This is a genomic window from Porphyromonas sp. COT-290 OH3588 (assembly GCF_000769075.1).
GTDB lineage: Bacteria > Bacteroidota > Bacteroidia > Bacteroidales > Porphyromonadaceae > Porphyromonas.
On sequence record NZ_JRFC01000025.1, the window covers coordinates 1 to 19,982 of the forward strand.

At 52.4% G+C, this 19,982-nt stretch carries 16 protein-coding genes; 10 read left to right on the plus strand and 6 right to left on the minus strand.

Annotated elements, in window-relative coordinates:
* Window positions 1-371 precede the first annotated feature (371 nt).
* Genes HQ48_RS06570 through ribF form a run of 4 tightly spaced genes read left to right on the plus strand, consistent with a single transcriptional unit; the run spans window position 372 to window position 5,353 of the window.
* A complete protein-coding gene (locus HQ48_RS06570; protein WP_052409007.1) occupies window positions 372-2,171 on the plus strand; it encodes a tetratricopeptide repeat protein in 1,800 nt (599 codons plus the stop codon).
* Window positions 2,168-3,064, plus strand: a complete 897-nt coding sequence (locus tag HQ48_RS06575; RefSeq protein WP_044232590.1) for a DUF4292 domain-containing protein — start codon at window positions 2,168-2,170, stop codon at window positions 3,062-3,064. The genes HQ48_RS06570 and HQ48_RS06575 overlap by 4 nt, the downstream gene beginning before the upstream one ends.
* A gap of 19 nt (window positions 3,065-3,083) precedes the next feature.
* Window positions 3,084-4,481: a murein hydrolase activator EnvC gene (locus tag HQ48_RS06580; RefSeq protein WP_160225942.1), complete on the plus strand. Its 1,398-nt coding sequence runs from the start codon at window positions 3,084-3,086 to the stop codon at window positions 4,479-4,481.
* Window positions 4,466-5,353, plus strand: coding sequence for a riboflavin biosynthesis protein RibF (ribF, locus tag HQ48_RS06585; protein WP_044232592.1), 888 nt, complete (start codon window positions 4,466-4,468; stop codon window positions 5,351-5,353). Before HQ48_RS06580 ends, ribF begins: the two co-directional genes overlap by 16 nt.
* A gap of 178 nt (window positions 5,354-5,531) precedes the next feature.
* Here the strand turns inward: ribF and HQ48_RS06590 are convergent, their stop codons facing one another.
* From HQ48_RS06590 to HQ48_RS06605, 4 genes are all read right to left on the minus strand, one after another.
* Window positions 5,532-5,726, minus strand: a complete 195-nt coding sequence (locus tag HQ48_RS06590; protein WP_044189574.1) for a hypothetical protein — start codon at window positions 5,724-5,726, stop codon at window positions 5,532-5,534.
* Window positions 5,727-5,737: 11 nt separating this feature from the next.
* Complete coding sequence (locus tag HQ48_RS06595; RefSeq protein ID WP_044189575.1) at window positions 5,738-6,193, minus strand: N-acetylmuramoyl-L-alanine amidase; 456 nt, start codon at window positions 6,191-6,193, stop codon at window positions 5,738-5,740.
* Between the two features lie 82 nt (window positions 6,194-6,275).
* Entirely contained in the window at window positions 6,276-6,740 is a 465-nt protein-coding gene (locus HQ48_RS06600) for a hypothetical protein (RefSeq protein WP_044189577.1), read from the minus strand.
* A gap of 12 nt (window positions 6,741-6,752) precedes the next feature.
* Complete coding sequence (locus tag HQ48_RS06605; protein WP_052405330.1) at window positions 6,753-7,217, minus strand: HU family DNA-binding protein; 465 nt, start codon at window positions 7,215-7,217, stop codon at window positions 6,753-6,755.
* Window positions 7,218-8,308: 1,091 nt separating this feature from the next.
* On the opposite strand from HQ48_RS06605, the gene HQ48_RS06610 reads away from it, so the two are divergent.
* The 6 genes from HQ48_RS06610 to HQ48_RS06635 all read left to right on the plus strand — a co-directional run bounded on the left by HQ48_RS06610 (window position 8,309) and on the right by HQ48_RS06635 (window position 15,310).
* On the plus strand, window positions 8,309-10,747 hold the full coding sequence (locus HQ48_RS06610; RefSeq protein WP_160225944.1) for an outer membrane beta-barrel family protein: 2,439 nt from the start codon (window positions 8,309-8,311) through the stop codon (window positions 10,745-10,747).
* Between the two features lie 106 nt (window positions 10,748-10,853).
* On the plus strand, window positions 10,854-11,414 hold the full coding sequence (gene pth, locus HQ48_RS06615; RefSeq protein WP_044232594.1) for an aminoacyl-tRNA hydrolase: 561 nt from the start codon (window positions 10,854-10,856) through the stop codon (window positions 11,412-11,414).
* A 19-nt stretch (window positions 11,415-11,433) separates the two neighbouring features.
* On the plus strand, window positions 11,434-12,654 hold the full coding sequence (locus HQ48_RS06620; RefSeq protein WP_081964793.1) for a sensor histidine kinase KdpD: 1,221 nt from the start codon (window positions 11,434-11,436) through the stop codon (window positions 12,652-12,654).
* 9 nt (window positions 12,655-12,663) lie between these two features.
* Window positions 12,664-13,275 (plus strand): nicotinamide riboside transporter PnuC, encoded by a 612-nt coding sequence (pnuC, locus tag HQ48_RS06625; protein WP_044189582.1) that lies wholly within the window; start codon window positions 12,664-12,666, stop codon window positions 13,273-13,275.
* On the plus strand, window positions 13,259-13,936 hold the full coding sequence (locus HQ48_RS06630; protein WP_044232596.1) for a thiamine diphosphokinase: 678 nt from the start codon (window positions 13,259-13,261) through the stop codon (window positions 13,934-13,936). The genes pnuC and HQ48_RS06630 overlap by 17 nt, the downstream gene beginning before the upstream one ends.
* Window positions 13,937-13,939: 3 nt before the next feature.
* A complete protein-coding gene (locus HQ48_RS06635; protein WP_152568341.1) occupies window positions 13,940-15,310 on the plus strand; it encodes a DUF5686 family protein in 1,371 nt (456 codons plus the stop codon).
* A 97-nt stretch (window positions 15,311-15,407) separates the two neighbouring features.
* Here HQ48_RS06635 and HQ48_RS06640 read toward each other — a convergent pair whose 3' ends face one another.
* Window positions 15,408-17,027, minus strand: coding sequence for an ABC-F family ATP-binding cassette domain-containing protein (locus HQ48_RS06640; RefSeq protein WP_044232601.1), 1,620 nt, complete (start codon window positions 17,025-17,027; stop codon window positions 15,408-15,410).
* Window positions 17,028-17,092: 65 nt separating this feature from the next.
* Complete coding sequence (gene mnmG / locus HQ48_RS06645; RefSeq protein ID WP_044232609.1) at window positions 17,093-18,973, minus strand: tRNA uridine-5-carboxymethylaminomethyl(34) synthesis enzyme MnmG; 1,881 nt, start codon at window positions 18,971-18,973, stop codon at window positions 17,093-17,095.
* Between the last annotated feature and the right edge of the window lie 1,009 nt (window positions 18,974-19,982).

Below are 19,982 nucleotides of genomic sequence, written 5' to 3' on the forward strand. Positions count from 1 at the left end.
TTTGTAGATGGTTAGTGAAGGTCTAGACCACTACACTTCTTGTCAATATCTTATCTCACCTCATCGAAGCTCGGTCTAGTAATAGATCGAGCTTTTTTTGTGTCAATACCTCTATAGTAAATTCTTCCTATACTTACTCTATGATTAGCTTATAGCGGTGAAGTGTAAGAGAGTTTAGTTGATGTATTTACCTCGGTCTAGGGTATGTGAATGGATCTTGTTTAAATTTGCCCGAAGGAAGTTAAAAAAGGGCTATGCTTTATGGATTGGCGACTCGACTAGTGTGTCAAATTGTGTATCTTTGACACTTGTATATTCGTGTGCTGTATAGGCTCATAGCCGATGCTAGTGCAAGTAGGATAAGACTAAAGATGCAAGTCAAGATAATGAACTATAAACCAACTCGCCCTCTATTATCACTCCTGCTCTTTGCGCTCTCTTGGGTGCAGATGCAGGGGCAGAGTACTGCTACTGCAGAGCATCAGCTCAAGGCAGAGGCTTATTTCTACCAAGGTATTATGGAGCAGAATAGGGGGGAGAATGCTGCCGCCGAGGCCTTGCTAGCATATAGCTATAGGCTATGGCCAGAGAATGCCGAGATCGCCTATGCCCTAGGACAGTGCTATGCACGCAAACGAGATTATCAGAGGACTTTGGAGCTATTCCGCCAAGCCTATCAAGCCGATACCACGAGGCGAGAGTATTTCGAGTCCTTGGTATCGACCTATTCATGGGGCGACAACAAGGAGGCTGCACGTAGCCTGCTGGAGCAGTGGGTCAAGAATAACCCAGACGACGAAGATGTCTTGCAGTATCTGGCCCGTACCTACTTCTCTACGGGGGAGTATGACAAAGCTATTCGCCTATACGATCACTTACAGAGGGGCGAGAGTGGCTATGCTCGCTACGCTCGTCTAGGCGAGATCAAGGCCACACTCTACGAGGCTTCTCAGCGTCTAGATCAGGCAGAGGCTCAGTATAGGGCGACGATTAAGGCCTTCCCCGAGGAGGCCGAGGCTAAGGTGGCGCTCATTGGCTGGTTATACAAGCAAGAGCGCTTTGCCCAAGCTCAACCGATCCTTGCTCAGCTCAAGGCGGAGGCCTACTCCGAGCAGCAACTTCGACCACTATTTATACAGTATCATCTAGGGCTCAAGCAGCAGGATCTTGCCCTAGAGCTGCTCAAGGAGCATCTAGAAGATATGCAGACCTCGGCCGAGGATAAAGCCATTCGGTGGTATCAGTTTCTTCTAAGCCAGAGAAAGGGCGATCAGCTCCCTGAGAAGTACAATAGCTACTTTGCCCGTATCGTCGAGCTACACCCCGACGAGCCTAGTGCCAAGTTTACCTATGCGCAGGTACTTCGTTTGCAGAATAAGTTTGCCGAGTCCATTGCTGTGGTTCGCCCGCTTTGTCGCATTACACCAGAGGATTCTGAGGTTTGGAACTCGCTCATCGGCGATGCCATCAGCCTAGAGGATAACCAGCTTGTTTTCGAGTTGTGCCGAGAGGCATTGGAGTTCATTCGTACGGACTGGCGCTACTACTTCTATGCGAGCATTGGTCTATACACCAGCGGACAAGTCAGCGAGGCTATTCATCTGCTCAAGGAGGGACTGGCGCATATCCCCGAAGCCGATGGTCAGGGGCGTTCGCAGCTCTATGCACAGATTGGCGATATATATAGCGAGCAAAATCAGATCAAGGAAACATTTGAGTACTACGAGTTGGCCCTAGAGGCTAATCCTGATAATGTAGGCGTCCTAAACAACTACGCCTATTCTCTGGCTGAGCGTGATCAGGAGTTGGATAAGGCCGAGCGTATGGCCGCACGGGGCTTCAAGCTCGATGGGGATAACCTCAATATGGTTGATACCTATGCTTGGGTATTCTACAAGCGAGGCAACTACACCTTGGCTAAGCTCTATCAGACTAAGGCTATTGATTTGGCTGGCGACGAGGCTACGGGTGTGCTGTATGAGCACCTAGGAGATATTGAGTTTGCCCAAGGAGAGTACGATGCTGCTAGGGAGGCTTGGCAGAGAGCACTGGCGCTGTACGATCGAGAGCTACAAGCCACCGAGTCAGATGAGTCCAAAGCTAAGACAAAGAAACGAGTGGAGGAGCTGCGCAGACGTCTCACTAAAGCTAATAAGCAAGAGAAGAAATGAAGACGGGGATATTAAGCAGCCGTTTGCACATACTCGCTAGAGTTTGCCTGCTGCTCGGTGTGGTCGGTTTCTTGGCCTCCTGCGGAGCGAAGCGGTATGTCGGGCCATCTGCTCGAGGCTTAGCTCAGACCGAGAGAGAGCGTTACTATGCAGCTCTAGAGCATCTAGAGGGGGAGCGCAGAGGTTGGTCGGCTATCCGAGCCAGCATCAAGGGAGAGATAGATGTTAAGGGTAAGAACCTCTCTTCACGAATGAACTTGGTGGCGACACGAGGGGAGGGTATCCGTCTCTCCGTAGTGCCTTTCCCTTTGGTCGAAGCTCTGCGTGTTTGGTTCACACGAGAGGGCGTCACGGTGATAGATCTGATTAATGGGCGCTATGCTCAGGAGAGCTATCTCGTTTTTTCGGAGTACCTCGGCTTCGAGCTAGGCTACGAACAGCTAGAGGCGCTCCTATTCGGCCAGATCTTCGTCCCTAGTAGTTCCCGTCAAGATGCCGACGCTTTACGCAGTTTAGCCTACACGGCTCTCCCCGATGGTATGGCTAGTTTGTCGGGGCGAGTGCGCAAGTTCCGCTACGAGTTTGGTCTGTCTTCAGCCTACGAGCTGGAGAGCTTTGCTGTCTATGGCGAGGGCACGGCACGGCTTTTTGCTGCTAGCTATCAGGGGCGTGAGTCACTTTCTTCACAGACGACTATGCCACGCAGCACAGAGCTAGCTCTCTATCGAGGGCAGGGCTTGAGTGAGGCGACGCCTTTTGGCCGCTTGCGGCTCCAGTGGAGTCGTATCAATGCGCAGGACGAGCCGGATCTTGAGGCACTCCAGCCACGTATTCGCCCTAGCTACGAGCGGATATCGCTACAAGACATTCTCAAACTTGTCAATGCTCTATAGAGGTAATGAATTGAATGAGATGAAACGATGGATTTATATACTTCTCTGCCTGATCTGTTTGTCTTGGACAGCCGATGCTCAGCAGGCTAAGAAAAGTAAACAGCTCCGCAGACTCGAAACGCAACGCCAGAGCGTTCTCAACAAGATCAAGCACACTGACCGAGAGCTCAAGCGGATCAAGAAAGACACCGAGCAGGAGCAAAAGCGCCTCAAACTCGTACGCCAACAGGTGAGCCAGCGCAAAGAAGTTATCGGAATCCTCGGTAACGAAATCTCAGCTTTGCAGACGCAGATAGATTCGCTTGGGATACACATTCGACATCTGAGCTCACGTGAGGCTATGCTCCTCAAACAATACGCTGGGAGTCTTCGGGCTCTCCAGCACGATGCGCCACAGACCGATCGGCTCCTCTTCTTACTCTCGGCACGCAGCTTCGACGAAGCCTATCAGCGACAGCGATTTATCGGGCAGTATGCAAGGGCTAGCCAGAAGATTGTTCGGGAGCTTAAACAAACTAGGCTAGGGATTGAGCAGACGCAGCGCACTATCAACGACAACCAAAAAGAGAAGAAAGAGCTCCTAGCCCTTAGGGACAATGAGAAGAAAGAGCTCGAGCGTGAAGAAGGTAAGCGGGAGGCTAATGTGCAGAATCTCAAAGGTAAGGAGAAGAAGCTAGCACAGCAGCTAGAGCAGCAGCGCAAGCAAGCCCAGAGGCTAGAGAGCCAAATCCAAGCACAGATCGCAGCCGAGATAGCTCGCGCCGAGGAAGAGGCACGCAGACAGCAGGCACGTCGAGAAGCTAGAGCCAAAGCACGCCGAGAGGCGCAGGAAAAGGCCCGCAAAGCAGCCGAAGCCAAAGAAGCTGGAGATGCCAAATCTCGCACCAAACCTCAGCCCAAACCTGCTCCAATAGACGAACCAGACGATGAGCCCGAGAGCGAACGCCGCTCGGCTATTGCCGGAGGCTATGCTATGAATGCAGAGGAGCGTAAACTGTCGGGTAGTTTCGCCCAGAATAGAGGTCGCCTACCGATGCCAGTACGTGGCCGATACGAACTGCTGCGTCGCTTTGGACGTCAGCAGCATGCTTCGCTCAAGAGGGTGGAGGTTGTCAGTGGGGGTATAGATCTGCGAGCACATGCAGATAGGCATGCGTATGCCGTCTTCTCGGGGATTGTGAGCAGCGTTTTCGAGACGCCCGGGTATAGGAATAGTGTTATAGTCCGCCACGGCAACTACCTTACCGTCTATGCCAACCTAGCTGCTGTATCGGTGCATGTAGGTCAGCGAATAAGCACAGGGCAGAAGCTGGGGACGATTGACTCGTCTGCTGGATCGGATAGGACGGGTGTCCTACACTTCCAGCTCTGGCACGAAAGAACTAAACAGGATCCGCTCCCATGGCTCAAGAGATAATTGCCACTGTCGGAGCCTTCGATGGCATTCATCTTGGGCACAGAGCCCTACTTACCCAGCTTAGAGATCTAGCCGCCGAGCTCGATCTGGCTCCTGTTGTCTTTACCTTCTCGCCTCACCCTGCCGAGGTGCTACGTCCAGAGCTAGCTCCCGAGCACCTCGCTCCTCTGTCGCAAAACGTAGAGCTCCTTAGGGGGTATGGTGCCGAGCGAGTGGAGATCCTCGCGTTCACGCCCGAGCTAGCTGCTCGTTCTGCCGAGCAGTTTATGCTGGAGCTACGAGAGCACCATGGGCTACGTGCCCTGCTTGTGGGTTATGATCACCAGTTCGGTCGAGGAGCTAACCTAACGTACGAAGACTACGAAGCCATTGGCCGCAGTCTTGGCATCACACTCTACCGTGGCACATCGCTACATATTGACAATGCTCCAGTTAGCTCTAGCCGTATTCGTCAACTCCTACGTATGGGTAAGACCCGTGAGGCGAATGCTCTCTTGGGCTATGCCTATCGACTCTCTGGGCAAGTCGTCGGCGGTATGCGCATCGGACGTACGATGGGTTATCCTACTGCCAATATCCAGCCTGATGATCCACGTCAGCTAATCCCTGCCGACGGAGTCTATGCTGTGCGTGTACGCATCGCCGATCGTATGCATACGGGTATGCTCTATATAGGTAAGCGGCCAACCCTCGACGGAGTATCCCGCACGATAGAGGTGAATATCTTCGATCTCTCGGCCGATCTCTATGCTCAGCGTCTGGAGTTGCACCTAGAGAGCTATGTCCGTAACGACTGCAAGTTCCCTTCACTTGAAGCTCTCCAAGAGCAGATCGCTCGTGACGAACAGACCGTCCGTGCCTATTTCGCCTAATTAAGATATCCAAAATCATATACAGAGGCTGTGGCAAAATTTGATTTTTGCACACAGCCTCTTCTTTTTTAGATACATCATAGAGCGTAATCTGTGCCGTATAGATCTCACAAACTACACGGTTCTGTCCTCTACGACACACAGCCCCTTGATCTCTTCTAGGTTCCCTCCGAGTGAGCTAACGCCGATAATGGTAGTCGATGCCGAAGAGTGCGCCTGCGAAGGTCATCACTTCTCCGTAGGCTACGAGGACACTTGGCTCGATGCCTCCTAGAGGAGGGACGAAAAAGCCAGCGAAGAGTAGAGCCATGCCCAAAGAAGCCAAGACGAAGGCCAAGATAATCTGGGGAGTAAGGCTTGGTTTGCGTTCCATAGCAACCGATCCTAGAGCATTGCATACTCGGCTCGTGCATCGAAGCATGGGCACACCTTAATCCACTCGTTTGCCTCGATCTGCCCATCGCCATCTCTGTCTGGGCTAAGATCTCTGTGCCCGACGATCACGGCCCTCGGATAGGTCTGCCTGAGTCTGCCTAGTAGGTCGAGCAGTGCAGCCCTCTGCTCTGCCGTTCGTGTGTCGGCAGGCTGGCCATGGTCGTTTAGTCCACCCTCGTAGCAGACTCCTATGCTACACCGATTGTAACCCAAGGTATGTGCCCCGATTCTTGAGAGTGGGCGCATCGGCTTGGTTGCGCCATCTCGCCTGATGTAGAAGTGATAGCCTGCTCCGTCGAAGCCTCTGGAGCGGTGATCACGCTCTAGTTCAGTGGCCGAGTAGGTCTGCGAGCTACGAGTCGCCGAGCAGTGGATTACGATGTATTTTATTGCTTTCTTGTCCATAACTCAATTTATTTGTGGTGTTGGGTGTTTTTGTTTGATGATTTGCGAGTTTAGTGGGTCGTTGGATAGCTTCTAGGGCTATCTATCGGCGTCTGATGTAGCGTAGTACTACCACAGCGAGCACGAGCAGTAGACTAAGCGAGAGCAGACTGTAGCCTCTTCCGTAGCTGTGGCTAATAGCTCTCTGCTCCTGCTTGGCTTGCCTCTGGCCGCTGCGTGTGGCAATGGTGTCTGCGCTGCTCTGGTGTAGGTCGTGCGTTTGGAGCCTCGTGCGGTGGCTTAGTCGGCGATTTATGCCGAGGCGACGCCTCATAGGCCGATCTGTCTGTGGGGGTAGCTCCTCCTCGTAGGCCTCTATTTGTAGCCACTCCTCCTCGAGTGTGTCCTCTTGCGTGGTGGTCTGAGCTCTACCTGCCTCGCTGTGGCGCTCCTGCTGGCTCTGCCACTGAGCCTGCTGCTCTAGGTGGAGCCGTTTGTGGCTGCCACAGCTAGAGAGCAGACTGAGTGTACAGAGTAGGACGCCTAGGCCAATCATGCTGCTAGGCATGGCTGAGCACTGCTATAGACCTGCCGAGCCTCCGGGGCGTGTGCCTCCTCCCTCGGGTTGCTTCTCGGGCTTGCCAGTCTTGGGTTTCTCCTCCTCGGTGTAGCGCTGCACAGAGGCCGAGAGTAGACTCTCTCGGATTAGTGCACCGGGGGTGAATGTTACCCTAATGCGGCGAATATCCTGAGCCTTGAAGTCCTCCGCCTTCTCCGTTGCCTTGCTACGCAGCCCGATGCGCATACGCCCTAGATCACCGAGGCTGACACGACGCCCTGCCACGAGCTCAATGGCCAGTAGTTGCGTCAAAGTCAGTAGCACCGAGCGCACATCACCCTCGCTGATTGCGGAGATCTTGGAGATGAGCTTTTGGAGCTGCTCGATACTTGTCTCACCGTTGCTCACGGGCATGGCGTAGAAAACCGTTTTCTGTCCGTTTTTCGTGGCAAGCGTTTGCTTGCGTACCTTATAATTGATAGACATAATAAAAATAGATTTGAATAAAATTGAATAGAATAAGTTAAATACTCACTTGTCTGCTAGGCGAACTCTCCTATAGGATTGAGAGCTGATGCTCTGTGGAGCGCTTGAGTTCCTCCCTCTCGACACTGCAAAGGTATGGTACCCCTCTAGGGTTGGTGTGCCACTTCGCTTCATTGTGGCACACTTGGGGGCACTAGTGTCTACTACGCCTCGAGTTTGGTCGATTTCTGTGCGGATAACTGGAGGAGTCTGTTGTAGAAGTCGTGGTGTAGAGAGTAGAGTAGAGGTGGGCTACCTGCATCATACATATAGGTGGAGTGCTAAGGTTTTGCCCTTGCATGAGCCAAGCACTGCGAGCCGTATGGTAGCTTATGTAGTGAGTAGCGCACCGCCTTGTTGGGCTTACTCTACAATCAAAGGAGGAAACAGTCATCGTAATTGGAGGTCGGTGAGTCAATAGATCGGGCTTGTTTGTTTGTGCCGAAAGAGAAGTAGGAGCATCGCTTGCTACACTAGAGCAAGGGGAGAGGATTTTTGAGAGCTATTTTGCTGCTTTTATGTTAAGGAGTGTTGAGTGGTTGTGTAAGAATTTTGTGGAATAGGGAGGGGATTTCTAAAGGCGTCTGCTGTCGCTGCGGAAAATTGATGGGAAGGCTTTTGAGCATTGATGGGTAGATGCGCCGAGGTGTGTCCACCAATCGCCTAAGATTGATGGGAAGAAATCTTCCAAAATGCACTACAAGCGTATGGAATTAGTCTTGATGTGTGTCTATATATCTCGTTTTTAGCTTGTTGTGTTTTTGGCGTTTTAGGCGGATATTTTTATTGACCTAGGGCCGAGTACTCCAAAGAGCGAGGACGCAGTCTGAGGCTTGCTAGAGGGCAAATCTGAGGGCTATTACGATGTGTCCGCTTGCTAGAGGCTTCTCCTCACCGTAGAGCCAAAGAGGCTCAAGTATCTAAACTTTACCCCTTGAGATGTATTATTTTGTAAATACTGATGCTCGCCACAGATTCACAGAATAGCCCCTCATGGGTTGGGCTTTTTAGTCTTAACTTTGTGAGTTGCTTAAATAGTCTACATGACTGATATGGCTAAACCTCTTGAGATGTATTGGGGCAGATTGTTATTTCTTGGTTTTGCGGTTAGCCTCTGTGTAAGCTCCACTTATGCTCAGCGCATCGTAGGGCGTGTCGTTGATGAGCAAAAACAATCCATTGAGCAGGCTCTTATTTGGCTAACCAGCCCCATGGATAGTACCCTTCTCGCTCAGACTTATTCGGACGAGCAAGGGCGCTTTGCTTTACCTCTGGGCCGAGGTGAGGTCACGCTTCATATTCGTAGTATGGGCTATACCCCCTACAAGCAGAGCCTATTGTCTACGGGAGAGGATATGAATCTCGCAGAGATCATACTCCAAAATGAGCTAGGCAATCTGGAGGCACTAGAGGTCGTCGCACACAAGCGACAGCTGCTGCTCTCTCGCCGATCGGGCAAGTTGGTTTTTGAGGTCGAGAGGAGCCTAGATACGCAGGGGAGTAATGCCCTAGAGCTGGTGCGTAAGATGCCGGGCATGTCGATAGACGAGGGTAGCAAAACCTTGAGATACTCTGGTAGAGGCAATGTCCTAGTATTGCTCAATGGTAAGCAGACCCGCATACAGGAAGCCGAACTCATAGCTCTGCTCAGAGCAACGCCCTCCTCTTCGATCAAAGAGATTGAACTGATGACCAACCCTTCGGTTCGCTACGATGCCGAGGGTTCGGGGGCAGCACTCAATGTCGTTTTCAAGCGCAGAACAGAACATGGCTACAGTCTAGCAGCCAATGCTGGAGCAGCGTTTTGGATTCATCTGCGGCAAAATGTAGATGCCTCAGCGAATTGGCAGCAAGGAAGGTTATCGCTCTGGGGGCGCTACAGCCACGACCTTGGAGCTTCGGGCTACTGGTACGGAGGAGTGCGCCAGCAAGAGGGCATCGGATACGAAACTCATTCGGTCGATACAGATAGGCGTGGTTACTACTCGGGGGCAGTAGGTGCGGAGTATCGGCTGTCCGATCGGCATCGTGTGCTGCTCGAGCTGTCGGGCAACCTGATGTCTGGCCCGGGAGATATACAGACCCATAACTACATCTCAGACCTTGCTACCCAAACACCTCTCTACTCTATTTACTCCGAGAGCAACTATCTATCTCAGCGTACGGACAGATATACCCTGAGTAGCTCCTATGCCTATGCGTCAGACGACAAGCACCTCTTGAGCCTAGACTTTGATTATAGTCGCTTCTCTGGAGCATCGCATATTGAGCAACCTAATACGTTTTACAATCGCTCTGGGGGAGTAGACTCTCTAGGGAAGTATCAGTCGCGAGGTGTACGCCTCTTCGATCTTTATGGCCTTAGCATGACCTATGGGCAACCGCTCTTTGGGGGTAAACTCTCCTCTGGCGTCAAGTATAGTGTCGTTACCTCAAAGAACGGCTATCGTAGAGAGGAGCTCTCCGCTGGAGGAGCTTATCTGCTCGATGCCAAAGCCTCCAACGACTTCGACTACGATGAGTATATCGGGTCTGCCTACTTGCTTTACGAGCGTCCCATCGGGGAGCGCTGGCGTATCTCGGCAGGGGCACGCCTCGAGCACACGACTACACGCACGCATCTACATCTACTAGATATTCGCTCGCACAAATACAATCCTACCGATAGAGGCTATCTGGATTTATTTCCCTCTGCCAGCCTAGCCTACGACCTAGGCTCGGCTGGCGCTCTATCTCTATCGGTGGGGCGACGCATCGACCGCCCTCAGTATGCGAGCCTCAATCCTATTGACGAAGCGCTCGACGGCCTATCTTCTTGGCGTGGTAATCCTTTTCTCAAACCACAGAAGATGTGGCGTGCCGAGCTGGGGTGGCAATACCGCCAGGCCAATCTCTCGGCGAGTTGGTCGCACACAAGCGACTACTTCGTGAGTGTACTGGATACGATAGCAGGTGGGCGAACGATTACCACGCCGATGAATCTAGGGGCTCAGCGCCAGCTTAACTTCTCCGCTTCTCAAGGGATTGAGTTTGGGCGAGGCTGGCAGGCAATGCTCTCGGCCAATGTTTTCTGGCAAGAGAACCAACTCGCCTATAGCCCCACTAGGCTATTTCGCCTCTCTCGATGGGGAGCCAATGCTACGGCTCAGCTCTCTATGTCACTCATGTGGGGTATACGGGGCGAGCTATTGGGGAGCTATCACACGAGGCGGCTAGGTGGCTCTACCGATATATCGGCTGCTATGGGTCGTGTAGACCTCTCGTTGCAGCGCTCTTTCGTTGGCGACAGACTGAGCATTAAGCTCGGTCTGAGCGATGCCTTATGGTCTAGTCACTGGAATGGTATCAATCGCAATGATGCCTTTACCTTGCAGGCGTATGGCTACAGCGAATCTCGTTTGCTGAGTATCAACATTGGCTATCAGATCGGCTCAGGTAGACACGACCGACAGCGCACATCGGGTATTGAGGCCGAGCAGAGCCGTTTGTAGGCACTGAGGGATAGCTGTATAATCGCTATCTTTGCCACAGAGGTGTGGCTGCTTAGTCGCTTGTGTGCAAGCCGATCCTCGTCAAGGAATTTGTTGATAACATCTTATGAAATATCTCATCGTTGGGCTTGGTAATATCGGTTACGAGTACGAGCCCACACGCCACAATATCGGTTTTCGCATCGTAGACCACTTGGCCAAGAGCCTAGGTATTAGTTTTGAAACCAAGCGCTACGGCACCATAGCCAAGGGGCGAGTGAAGAATGCAGAGCTTGTGCTACTCAAACCCTCGACCTATATGAATTTAAGCGGCGAGGCGGTACGCTACTGGATGTCTACCGAGAGTATCCCCATAGAGCGGGTCTTGATCCTAGTCGATGACCTCGCTCTGCCTTTTGGTACGCTACGGCTCAAACCCAAGGGGAGTGATGCTGGGCATAATGGGCTCAAAAACATCGCCCTACTGCTCAAAACCGAGGGCTACGCACGCCTACGCTTCGGCATCGGGAGTGACTATCCTAGAGGCGGACAGATCGAGTTCGTACTCGGAGCTTTTGGGGCAGAAGAAGAGGAGCGTCTACCCGAGTTGCTCGAGCGTAGCTGCGAGATGGTCAAGAGCTTCGCCCTGCAAGGTATCGCCCGTACGATGAATCAGTTCAACTCATAGATCAAGCACTTGGGTTGGTATGGATAGAGGGCTCATTGATCGGTTAGGCCTTAGGCGACTTATCCATGGGAGTAGCTCGTGGATAGACCAGCATAACTCGGTGCGTATCATCATCGTGGTGACAGCGATCGTGTTGGCTGTGGTGTCGCTGGTGGTATCGGATCGGCTGGTTAGGCAGATGAGCCAAGATGAGCGGGTCAAGATGGAGGTGTGGGCTCAGGCTACTAGGGCTATGGCTACGAGCGACTATCAGCACACGCTCAATCTGATGTCGCAGATCATGCTACAAAACAAGACTATCCCTGCGATCATGGTCAATGAGCAAGGGGAGATTATCTCCTACAACAACATAGATCTGCCACGCAAAAACCCTCATCTCTATCTCTACGAGAAGCTACAAGAGTTTAGGGATTCGTCCTATCCGCCTATTATCATAGACTCCACGCCGCCTACCTATATCTATTACTCCGATAGCAAGCTCCTCAGCCAGATTACGATATTCCCGTACGTGCAGATCGTTGTCTTCCTGATTATCCTCGGTATGTCGAGTCTGGCGATCTACAGCCTCAAGCGTGCTGACCAAAATAGTATTTGGGAGGGTCTGTCTAGAGAAACGGCTCATCAGCTTGGTACGCCTATCTCCTCGCTTATGGCTTGGCGAGAGCTACTGGCAGCCTCAGACACAGACCCGATGGTCGTCCACGAGATGGGGAAGGATATTCAGCGTCTGGAGATGATCGCCGATCGCTTTCAGAAGATTGGTTCGGTGCCTAACCTCAAGCCATCGAACCTAGGCGAGCTAATCCTGCGTACTATTTCCTATTTGCAACCACGCATATCGCCACAGGTCGAGCTCGTCGTCGTCGAGCCCGACGAGGATAACATCTATGCTCAGATGAGCGATCCGCTCATCGCGTGGGTGCTGGAGAACTTAATCAAGAATGCGGTAGATGCGATGCAAGCCAAGGGTAAGATCACCATTAGCTATGGTTTCTTGGGCAAAGGCGTTTACTGTGATGTGGCCGATACGGGGCGTGGGATTCCGTGGCGCAAGTTCGAGACGATTTTTCGCCCCGGTTACTCCACACGTCAGAGGGGGTGGGGATTAGGGCTCTCATTGGCTCGGCGTATCGTGGATGACTATCACAGCGGGCGTATCTTCGTCAAGCAGTCGGAGCTAGGCATCGGCACGACCTTCCGCATTACTCTCAATAAAGCAGCGGCCCCTTTGGCCGAATAGAAATAACCTATGACTATAGACCTACTACTTACCTTTGCTCAAGATAACTGGGTTGCCCTCGTGGCAGCCCTCATCAACTTCGTCTGGGTCTATCTAGAGTATCGGGCAAGCGTTTGGCTCTGGCCTGTGGGCATCGTGCTACCGATTTTCTACATCATCGTATCGCTAGAGGCGCACTACTATGGCAATGTCGCTATCAATGTCTATTACCTCGTCACGAGTATCGTAGGCTGGTGGCTGTGGCTACGCAAAGGAGGCGATGTAGACGAGGGGCACATCACGACACTCACTCCTCCAAATGGACTTCTTAGCCTAGCCGTAGCAGTGCCCAGCTACTTCATTATCTTATGGTTCTTGAGGAGCTACACAGAGAGCGTCCTCGACTGGGCAGATGCGCTAGCGACCGTTATCTCCTTCGTTGGTATGATTTGGCTGGCTAAAAAGTGGCGGGAGCATTGGCTCTGTTGGATCGTAGCCAACGCTATTAGCTCGTGGCTCTTCTATCTCTCGGGCGATATGGTTTCGTGTGTGGTATTCGTCATCAACTTCGTTGTGGCCATACTTGGCTATATCAACTGGATTAAGCTACAAAAAGCGCAACCCAATGAAGCATTATCCTAAGCTAACGGCCCAAACAGCCCCCAAGACTATAGTTCTAGCCAACGGAGCATTCCCCACGGCTGCCCTCCCTCTGCAGCTCATTGATGCTTGGAGCGAGGGCAGCGAGGGTTACCGTTTGGTCTGCTGCGATGGTGCGGTGGATAAGCTCGCCGACTACACCGATCGCCTCCCCGATGCTGTGGTGGGCGATCTCGACTCCCTTAGCGCTGGGGTTAAGGCACGGCTTGGGCAACGCCTCCACCACTTCTCCGATCAGGACACCAACGATCTGACCAAGACGATGCGCTTCGTCAGCGAGCGACTAGGGCTTAGAGCGATTACTTTGCTCGGTGCCTCGGGCGGACGAGAGGATCATTTGTTGGGCAATCTATCCTTGCTCCCAACTTACGCAGACCTCGTGGACGAGCTAGTGATGCCGACGGATACAGGGCATTTTCGCTTGCTTAGCTCACGCTCTAGCCTAGAGGTCGAGGTCGGGCAACAGCTCTCTGTCTTCAACTTTGCTCTCTCTCCGATCAGTCTAGAGGGCGTACATTGGCCTCTGCAAGACTATACTCTGCCACAGCTGTGGTGCGGTACGCTCAATCGGGCTGACGAGGCGATCATTCGCCTGCATACCTCTAGCCCGGTGCTACTCTACTTGGCGGACCTGATCACGTGATGTATGATGAAACTGCTGTCCTCTCTGGCGATACTATGCCTTACCTTGCTCGCCTCTATCTCCCTCACGGCGCAGCATCTCCCTATCGACTATGAAACTCTGTGGCGACTTGCTCGTCTACGTCCGCATGAGCCGTGGCGGTATGATGGTGGCTATCGTTTGCTCGATCACTTGCTCGACTCGGCTAAGCTCGATGCCTCTGGGACGAAGCATCTACTCCCTCAGATACTCCTCGGTGCGAACTTCGGCCTCAACCCCAAACTAACGCTCTCGATAGACGGCGCAATCAATACATTGGCCCACTACAATCAGCTCGATGGGCTGTGGCTCGGCTATGAGTGTCAGCTGACCTATCAGCCAAGCACTGAGGCCAAGCTGATGATTCGCTCGTCCAACAATTATGCACTCAGCAGTGAGAAGTTCTATACCGAGAACCATCTGCTCTACTATCTAGGCACAGGTGTTGATGCGATGTTCCTTCTCTCTGGTGGTTATACTTCGAGAGAAACGTCCTTTCTTACCCCCACAGAGCAGATGGCAGACCGCTATCCGGGGCTCATTGGTGCCAACTCTCCGCTTCGCCACTACCACAAGCCCTACCTCTCGTGGCGCGCCAAAATACAGTTCTTCTCCTACATGCGCTTCTCTATAATGGGGGTGTACGAGCAGCGTAACCCATACTTGTACTTGCCAGATCTACGCAAACACCAAGCATTGCTCCTCGAAACGGACTTAACCTTTGATCTAAGTGGCGCAAACTCCTCCCACCGCTACTTTTACGACCACCCGATTATTCGGCCTAGTGGCTACGAAGGGATAGAGATTGGCCTACGGCTACGCAAGGCCTACGGAGATAGGGCAAACACGACTAAGGCCAATCCATTTAGTCGCTACCTAATGGGCGAGCTCAATCTCCGCTCTGCACTATCGCTCTCGCCAACGCAGTGGCTCGACCTGTCGCTCACTTGGGGCGGCTTCTTCTCGTCGGGCTATATGAGCGATGCCGATAGACGCTACTTCCCGATCATGGGTTTTGTAGGGAGGCGCCACTTCTCCAGTACATGGGTAACGATGCCCGAAATTTTCTCCTCCGACTCTTTTTGGGTAACGACGGGGCTTAACTATTCGGCCGCTAACTTGCTTTTTGGGAAGAGGCAGGGCTATACTCGCTTTGTCGATGAGGCGCTGCATCTACGCACTGCCCACACACGCAGAGGGCATTACATAGAGGCTGGTTACTCGGTGGGGCTGGGCGAGTTCTGCCGCTTCGGAGTTTTTGCTGGTACAGACTTCGTCTCGGATATTCCTAGACTGAGCGCCTCGGTGAGTATCCCGCTTCTCTTTTTGCTCAGTACTTGGAGCGAGAGAGAGTAGTGTCTATTGACCGAAAACAGCAGGGGCTGTGGCAAAATTTGATTTTGTCCACAGCCCCTTTTATTAGATACCCTAGGCTTGGTTGGCTCTGCTGGTTTTAGTTGCCGTAGAGCTTGGCCTTGAGCTCGGCTACAAGCGGATCGCTGATGTAGTCGTCGTAGTCCATGATCTTGTCGATGATGCCATTTGGTGTAAGCTCAATGATGCGGTTAGCTACCGTTTGAATGAACTCATGGTCATGGCTCGAGAACAGGACATTACCCTTGTAGGTCTTGAGCGTGTTGTTGAACGCTTGGATCGACTCGAGGTCTAGGTGGTTCGTTGGGCTATCGAGCACCAATGTATTGGCGTTCTTCATCATCATACGAGAGATCATACAGCGCATCTTCTCGCCCCCAGAGAGGACGCTAGCGCTCTTGAGGATTTCCTCGCCAGAGAAGAGCATACGCCCAAGGAAGCCCTTGAGGTAAACCTCGTTGGTGTCGGCAGCGAACTGTGAGAGCCACTCTACTAGATTCATATCGGTGTTGAAGAACGCCGTATTGTCTAGCGGCAGATAAGCCTCGGTAATGGTTTGCCCCCACTCGTAAGTCCCTTCATCGGCCTTTTGCTCTCCGTTGATGATCTGGAAGAGAGCCGTCATGGCACGCGGGTCACGGCCGATGAAGACGATCTTGTCGCCTTTCTCTACGTTGAAGTTCACATCTTTGAAGAGCAGAGTGCCATCATCTGCGTGAGCTGTCAACCCCTTAACCTCCAAGATCTTGTTGCCGGGGTCACGATCCGGCGTGAAGATAATCCCGGGGTAGCGGCGGCTACTGGCCTTGATTTCCTCGACGTTGAGCTTCTCAAGCATCTTCTTGCGGCTGGTCGTCTGCTTACTCTTGGCCACGTTGGCGGAGAAGCGGCGGATAAACTCCTCGAGCTCCTTACGCTTTTCTTCAGCCTTCTTATTCTGTTGTTGCTGCTGGCGTAGGGCTAGCTGGCTAGACTCGTACCAGAAGCTATAGTTACCTGCGAACTGCTGTACACGACCGAAGTCGATATCCACCGTGTGCGTACATACAGAGTCGAGGAAGTGACGGTCGTGGCTTACCACAAGCACTGTCTGCTCGCACTCGGAGAGATAATTCTCCAGCCAAGCTACCGTCTCGAGGTCAAGGTCGTTGGTCGGCTCGTCGAGGAGCAGGTTGTCGGGTTTGCCGAATAGGGCACGAGCCAGTAGTACACGCACCTTCTCTTTACCACTTAGCTCGCTCATGAGCTTGTAGTGTAGATCCTCCTTGATGCCGAGGCCACTCAGTAGCATAGCGGCATCGCTCTCGGCATTCCAGCCCTCCATCTCGGCGAACTTATCCTCTAGCTCTGCTACACGGTTGCCGTCCTCGTCGTTGAAGTCGGGCTTAGCATACAGAGCGTTCTTCTCTTCCATGATGGCCCATAGGACAGAGTGCCCCATCAGTACGGTGTCGAGCACCGTGTATTCGTCGAAAGCGAAGTGGTCCTGACTCAAAACCGATAGACGTTCACCGGGGCCAAGGCTGATCGTCCCTCTTGTGGGGTCGAGTGCACCGCTGATTGTACGTAGTAGGGTGGATTTACCTGCGCCATTGGCGCCTATGATGCCGTAGCAGTTGCCCGGCGTGAATTTGAGATTTACGTCTTGGAATAGGATACGCTTCCCAAACTGAACGCAAAGGTCTGTAACTGTAATCATTCTTTTTTCGTGAAATTATTTGACTACAAAGGTACTACAAATTTCCTATGCCTCTCTGCCTGTCCTTACCGTCCGCAGAGCACCAGCAGCACGCTCACATCGTGGGGCGAGATGCCGGGGATACGTGAGGCCTGACCAATGGTTTTGGGTCTGATAGCCTCTAGCTTTTGGCGTGCCTCGGTAGAGAGAGCTTGTACCTCGGTGTAGTCGAGATGATCGGGGATATGGACATATTCGAGGCGATTGAGCTTCTCCGCTGCCTCACGCTCCCGCTCGATGTAGCCGCTGTACTTGAGTAGGATCTCCGCCGCCTCCACGATCTCAGCCCTGCGGCTCTCGGGGATCTGGGCGATGACTCGGCGCAGAGCGCTGATCTCTGGAGCCAAACGCTCGAAGCTCAGCTGCGGCCTTAGGATCAAGTCTACGAGCTTACAGCCTTGCTTCAGTGGTGTGATGCCGTTGGCCTCGAGGAAGGGATTGATAGAGGTGGGCTTGATGGAGTAGCTACGGGCGAAGGCGATGAGCTCGTCACGCCAGTGTTTTTTCTCCTCAAGTAGGGCGATGCGCTCTGCCGTTGCTAGCCCAATCTCTGCGGCACGAGGGGTTAGGCGCATATCGGCATCGTCTTGTCTGAGCAGAATGCGGTACTCTGCCCGGGAGGTAAACATACGGTAGGGTTCGTCTACGCCCTTGGTCACGAGGTCGTCGATCAGTACGCCGATGTACGCCTCACTGCGATTCAGGGTAAAGGGCGAGAGCTGGTGCACCTGTCTGTGGGCGTTGATCCCAGCGATGAGTCCCTGCCCAGCTGCCTCTTCGTAGCCCGTCGTGCCGTTTACCTGCCCAGCCAAGAATAGCCCGGGGACGACCTTGCTCTCTAGTGTATGATGTAGCTGCTTGGGGTCGAAGAAGTCGTACTCAATGGCATAGCCGGGGCGATAGATTTTTACCTCACGCAGCTCTGGGATCTGGCGTAGAGCCTCGAGCTGTACATCTAGAGGCAGCGACGATGAGAAGCCGTTGATGTAGTATTCGTTCGTGTTTTCGCCCTCTGGCTCTAGGAAGAGTTGATGACGATCCTTGTCGGCGAAGGTCACGATCTTCGTTTCTATGCTCGGGCAGTAGCGTGGCCCGATGCTCTGGATCTGCCCGTTGTACAGAGGCGATCGGTCTAGTGCTCGTCTAAGAACCTCGTGGCAGGCAGCATTGGTGTAGAGTGTGTAGCACGGACGCTGACGCAGAGAGCTGCGTGCAGGCGTGTCCATGTAGGAGAACTTGTGGTGGTCGTCCTCGCCGTCCTGTACCCCCATCTCTTCGATACGGAAGCTACGCCCGTCGATGCGAGGTGGGGTGCCAGTCTTCATACGATCCACACGCAACCCTAGCTCCCTGAGCTGCTCGGTGATGCCGTGGCTCGCAGGCTCTGCGATGCGCCCACCCTCGAGCTGATGCTCTCCGAAGTGCATCATACCCCCGAGGAATGTACCGGCGGTGAGTATGATCGCCGATGCTCGGAACTGCACTTGTAGCCCGGTGACGACCCCCACAGCTCGCCCGTCCTCGATGATGAGGCTACGGACGCTATCCTGCCAAATGTCGAGATTGGGCTCTGCGTCTAGCTCCTCACGCCATGCCTCCATGAAGCGCATGCGGTCGCTCTGAGCTCGAGGGCTCCACATCGCTGGACCCTTGCTTCGGTTAAGCATACGGAACTGAATAGCCGTCTTATCGGTAATCAGCCCCATGCGTCCGCCTAGGGCGTCAATTTCTCGTACGATCTGCCCTTTGGCGATGCCGCCGACGGCTGGGTTACAGCTCATCTGGGCTATTTTATTCATATCAAGTGTAATCAATAGGGTGTGCGAACCTAGGCGTGCAGCCGCAGCAGCAGCTTCACAGCCAGCGTGTCCTGCCCCGATCACAATTACATCATAGCTCTGTATCATATTCTGTGTAACATCTTTTTCTCCTGCAAAGTTAATCCCTTGACCCAAAACCTCGGCAAATACTCCAGCCTCGCTGATATACGCTCCTGCCCGATAGCAGCCTCTACCTCCTTCACGGATCGCTTGATTGTCTGTATTACGCCCATAGCTCCGAGGCGGCCAATACAAGAGAGGCACCTCTATATGGCTCTGTTTTTCTACGTTTCTGTTAAGGTGTGTAAATGAATTATCCTAGATATTTAAGGGAGGCATAGGCGGTTTGTAAAGTTTGATGAGATATTCCACAGAAATTGAAGGACTGATTTATTCGGATTGGTGGACACATCGTGGCGAATTAGTCCTACAGTTCATCAAGATTGATGGGAAGAAAAGCTCAAAAATGTGACACGAGTAGATAAAATATGCTCTGAATTTGTTTTATATGTGTGTATATTAACGATTTAAGAGCAGGTCGTTTGGGCTGGTTATTTTCACTCGTCTGGGGCTAAGTGCCAAAACGAGGTCGGACGCAACCTAGAGCCCGCTAGGGGGCAAATACGAGGTCTGATGTTTTTAGCCCTTGTTTGTGTCGTCCTTCCCATCAACATTCTGAAAACTGAGCTAAAATATAAATTCGCTTATTTGGAGATATAGGTTGATTTTGCGAGCTATTGATGGGGAATTTCTTGATGTCAACTTGAGTATTTCCTCTATACCGTATTATATATAGAGGTTTTTTTTCTGTTTTCTCTGCTTGTTTTGCCGATTTGGCTTCGTTTTTTTGTGCTATTTGCTGTGTATGCGCAGGCATTCCTCGCCGTGTTCTTTTGTTAGTCTATCTTAGTTTTCAAGTAAATTTGGTAATTGAGATAAAAATTTTTTGTTGTTTTGTAAGTGCTTAGTATTTAATAAATAGATGCGTAGTCGGAGACCCCTAACTGTCAGTTGCTCAAAAATATTTTGCTGTTAGATTTGGTTGATAAATAAAAAGTGTTCTATCTTTGCAACCGCAAACGAGACAAACGGCGTC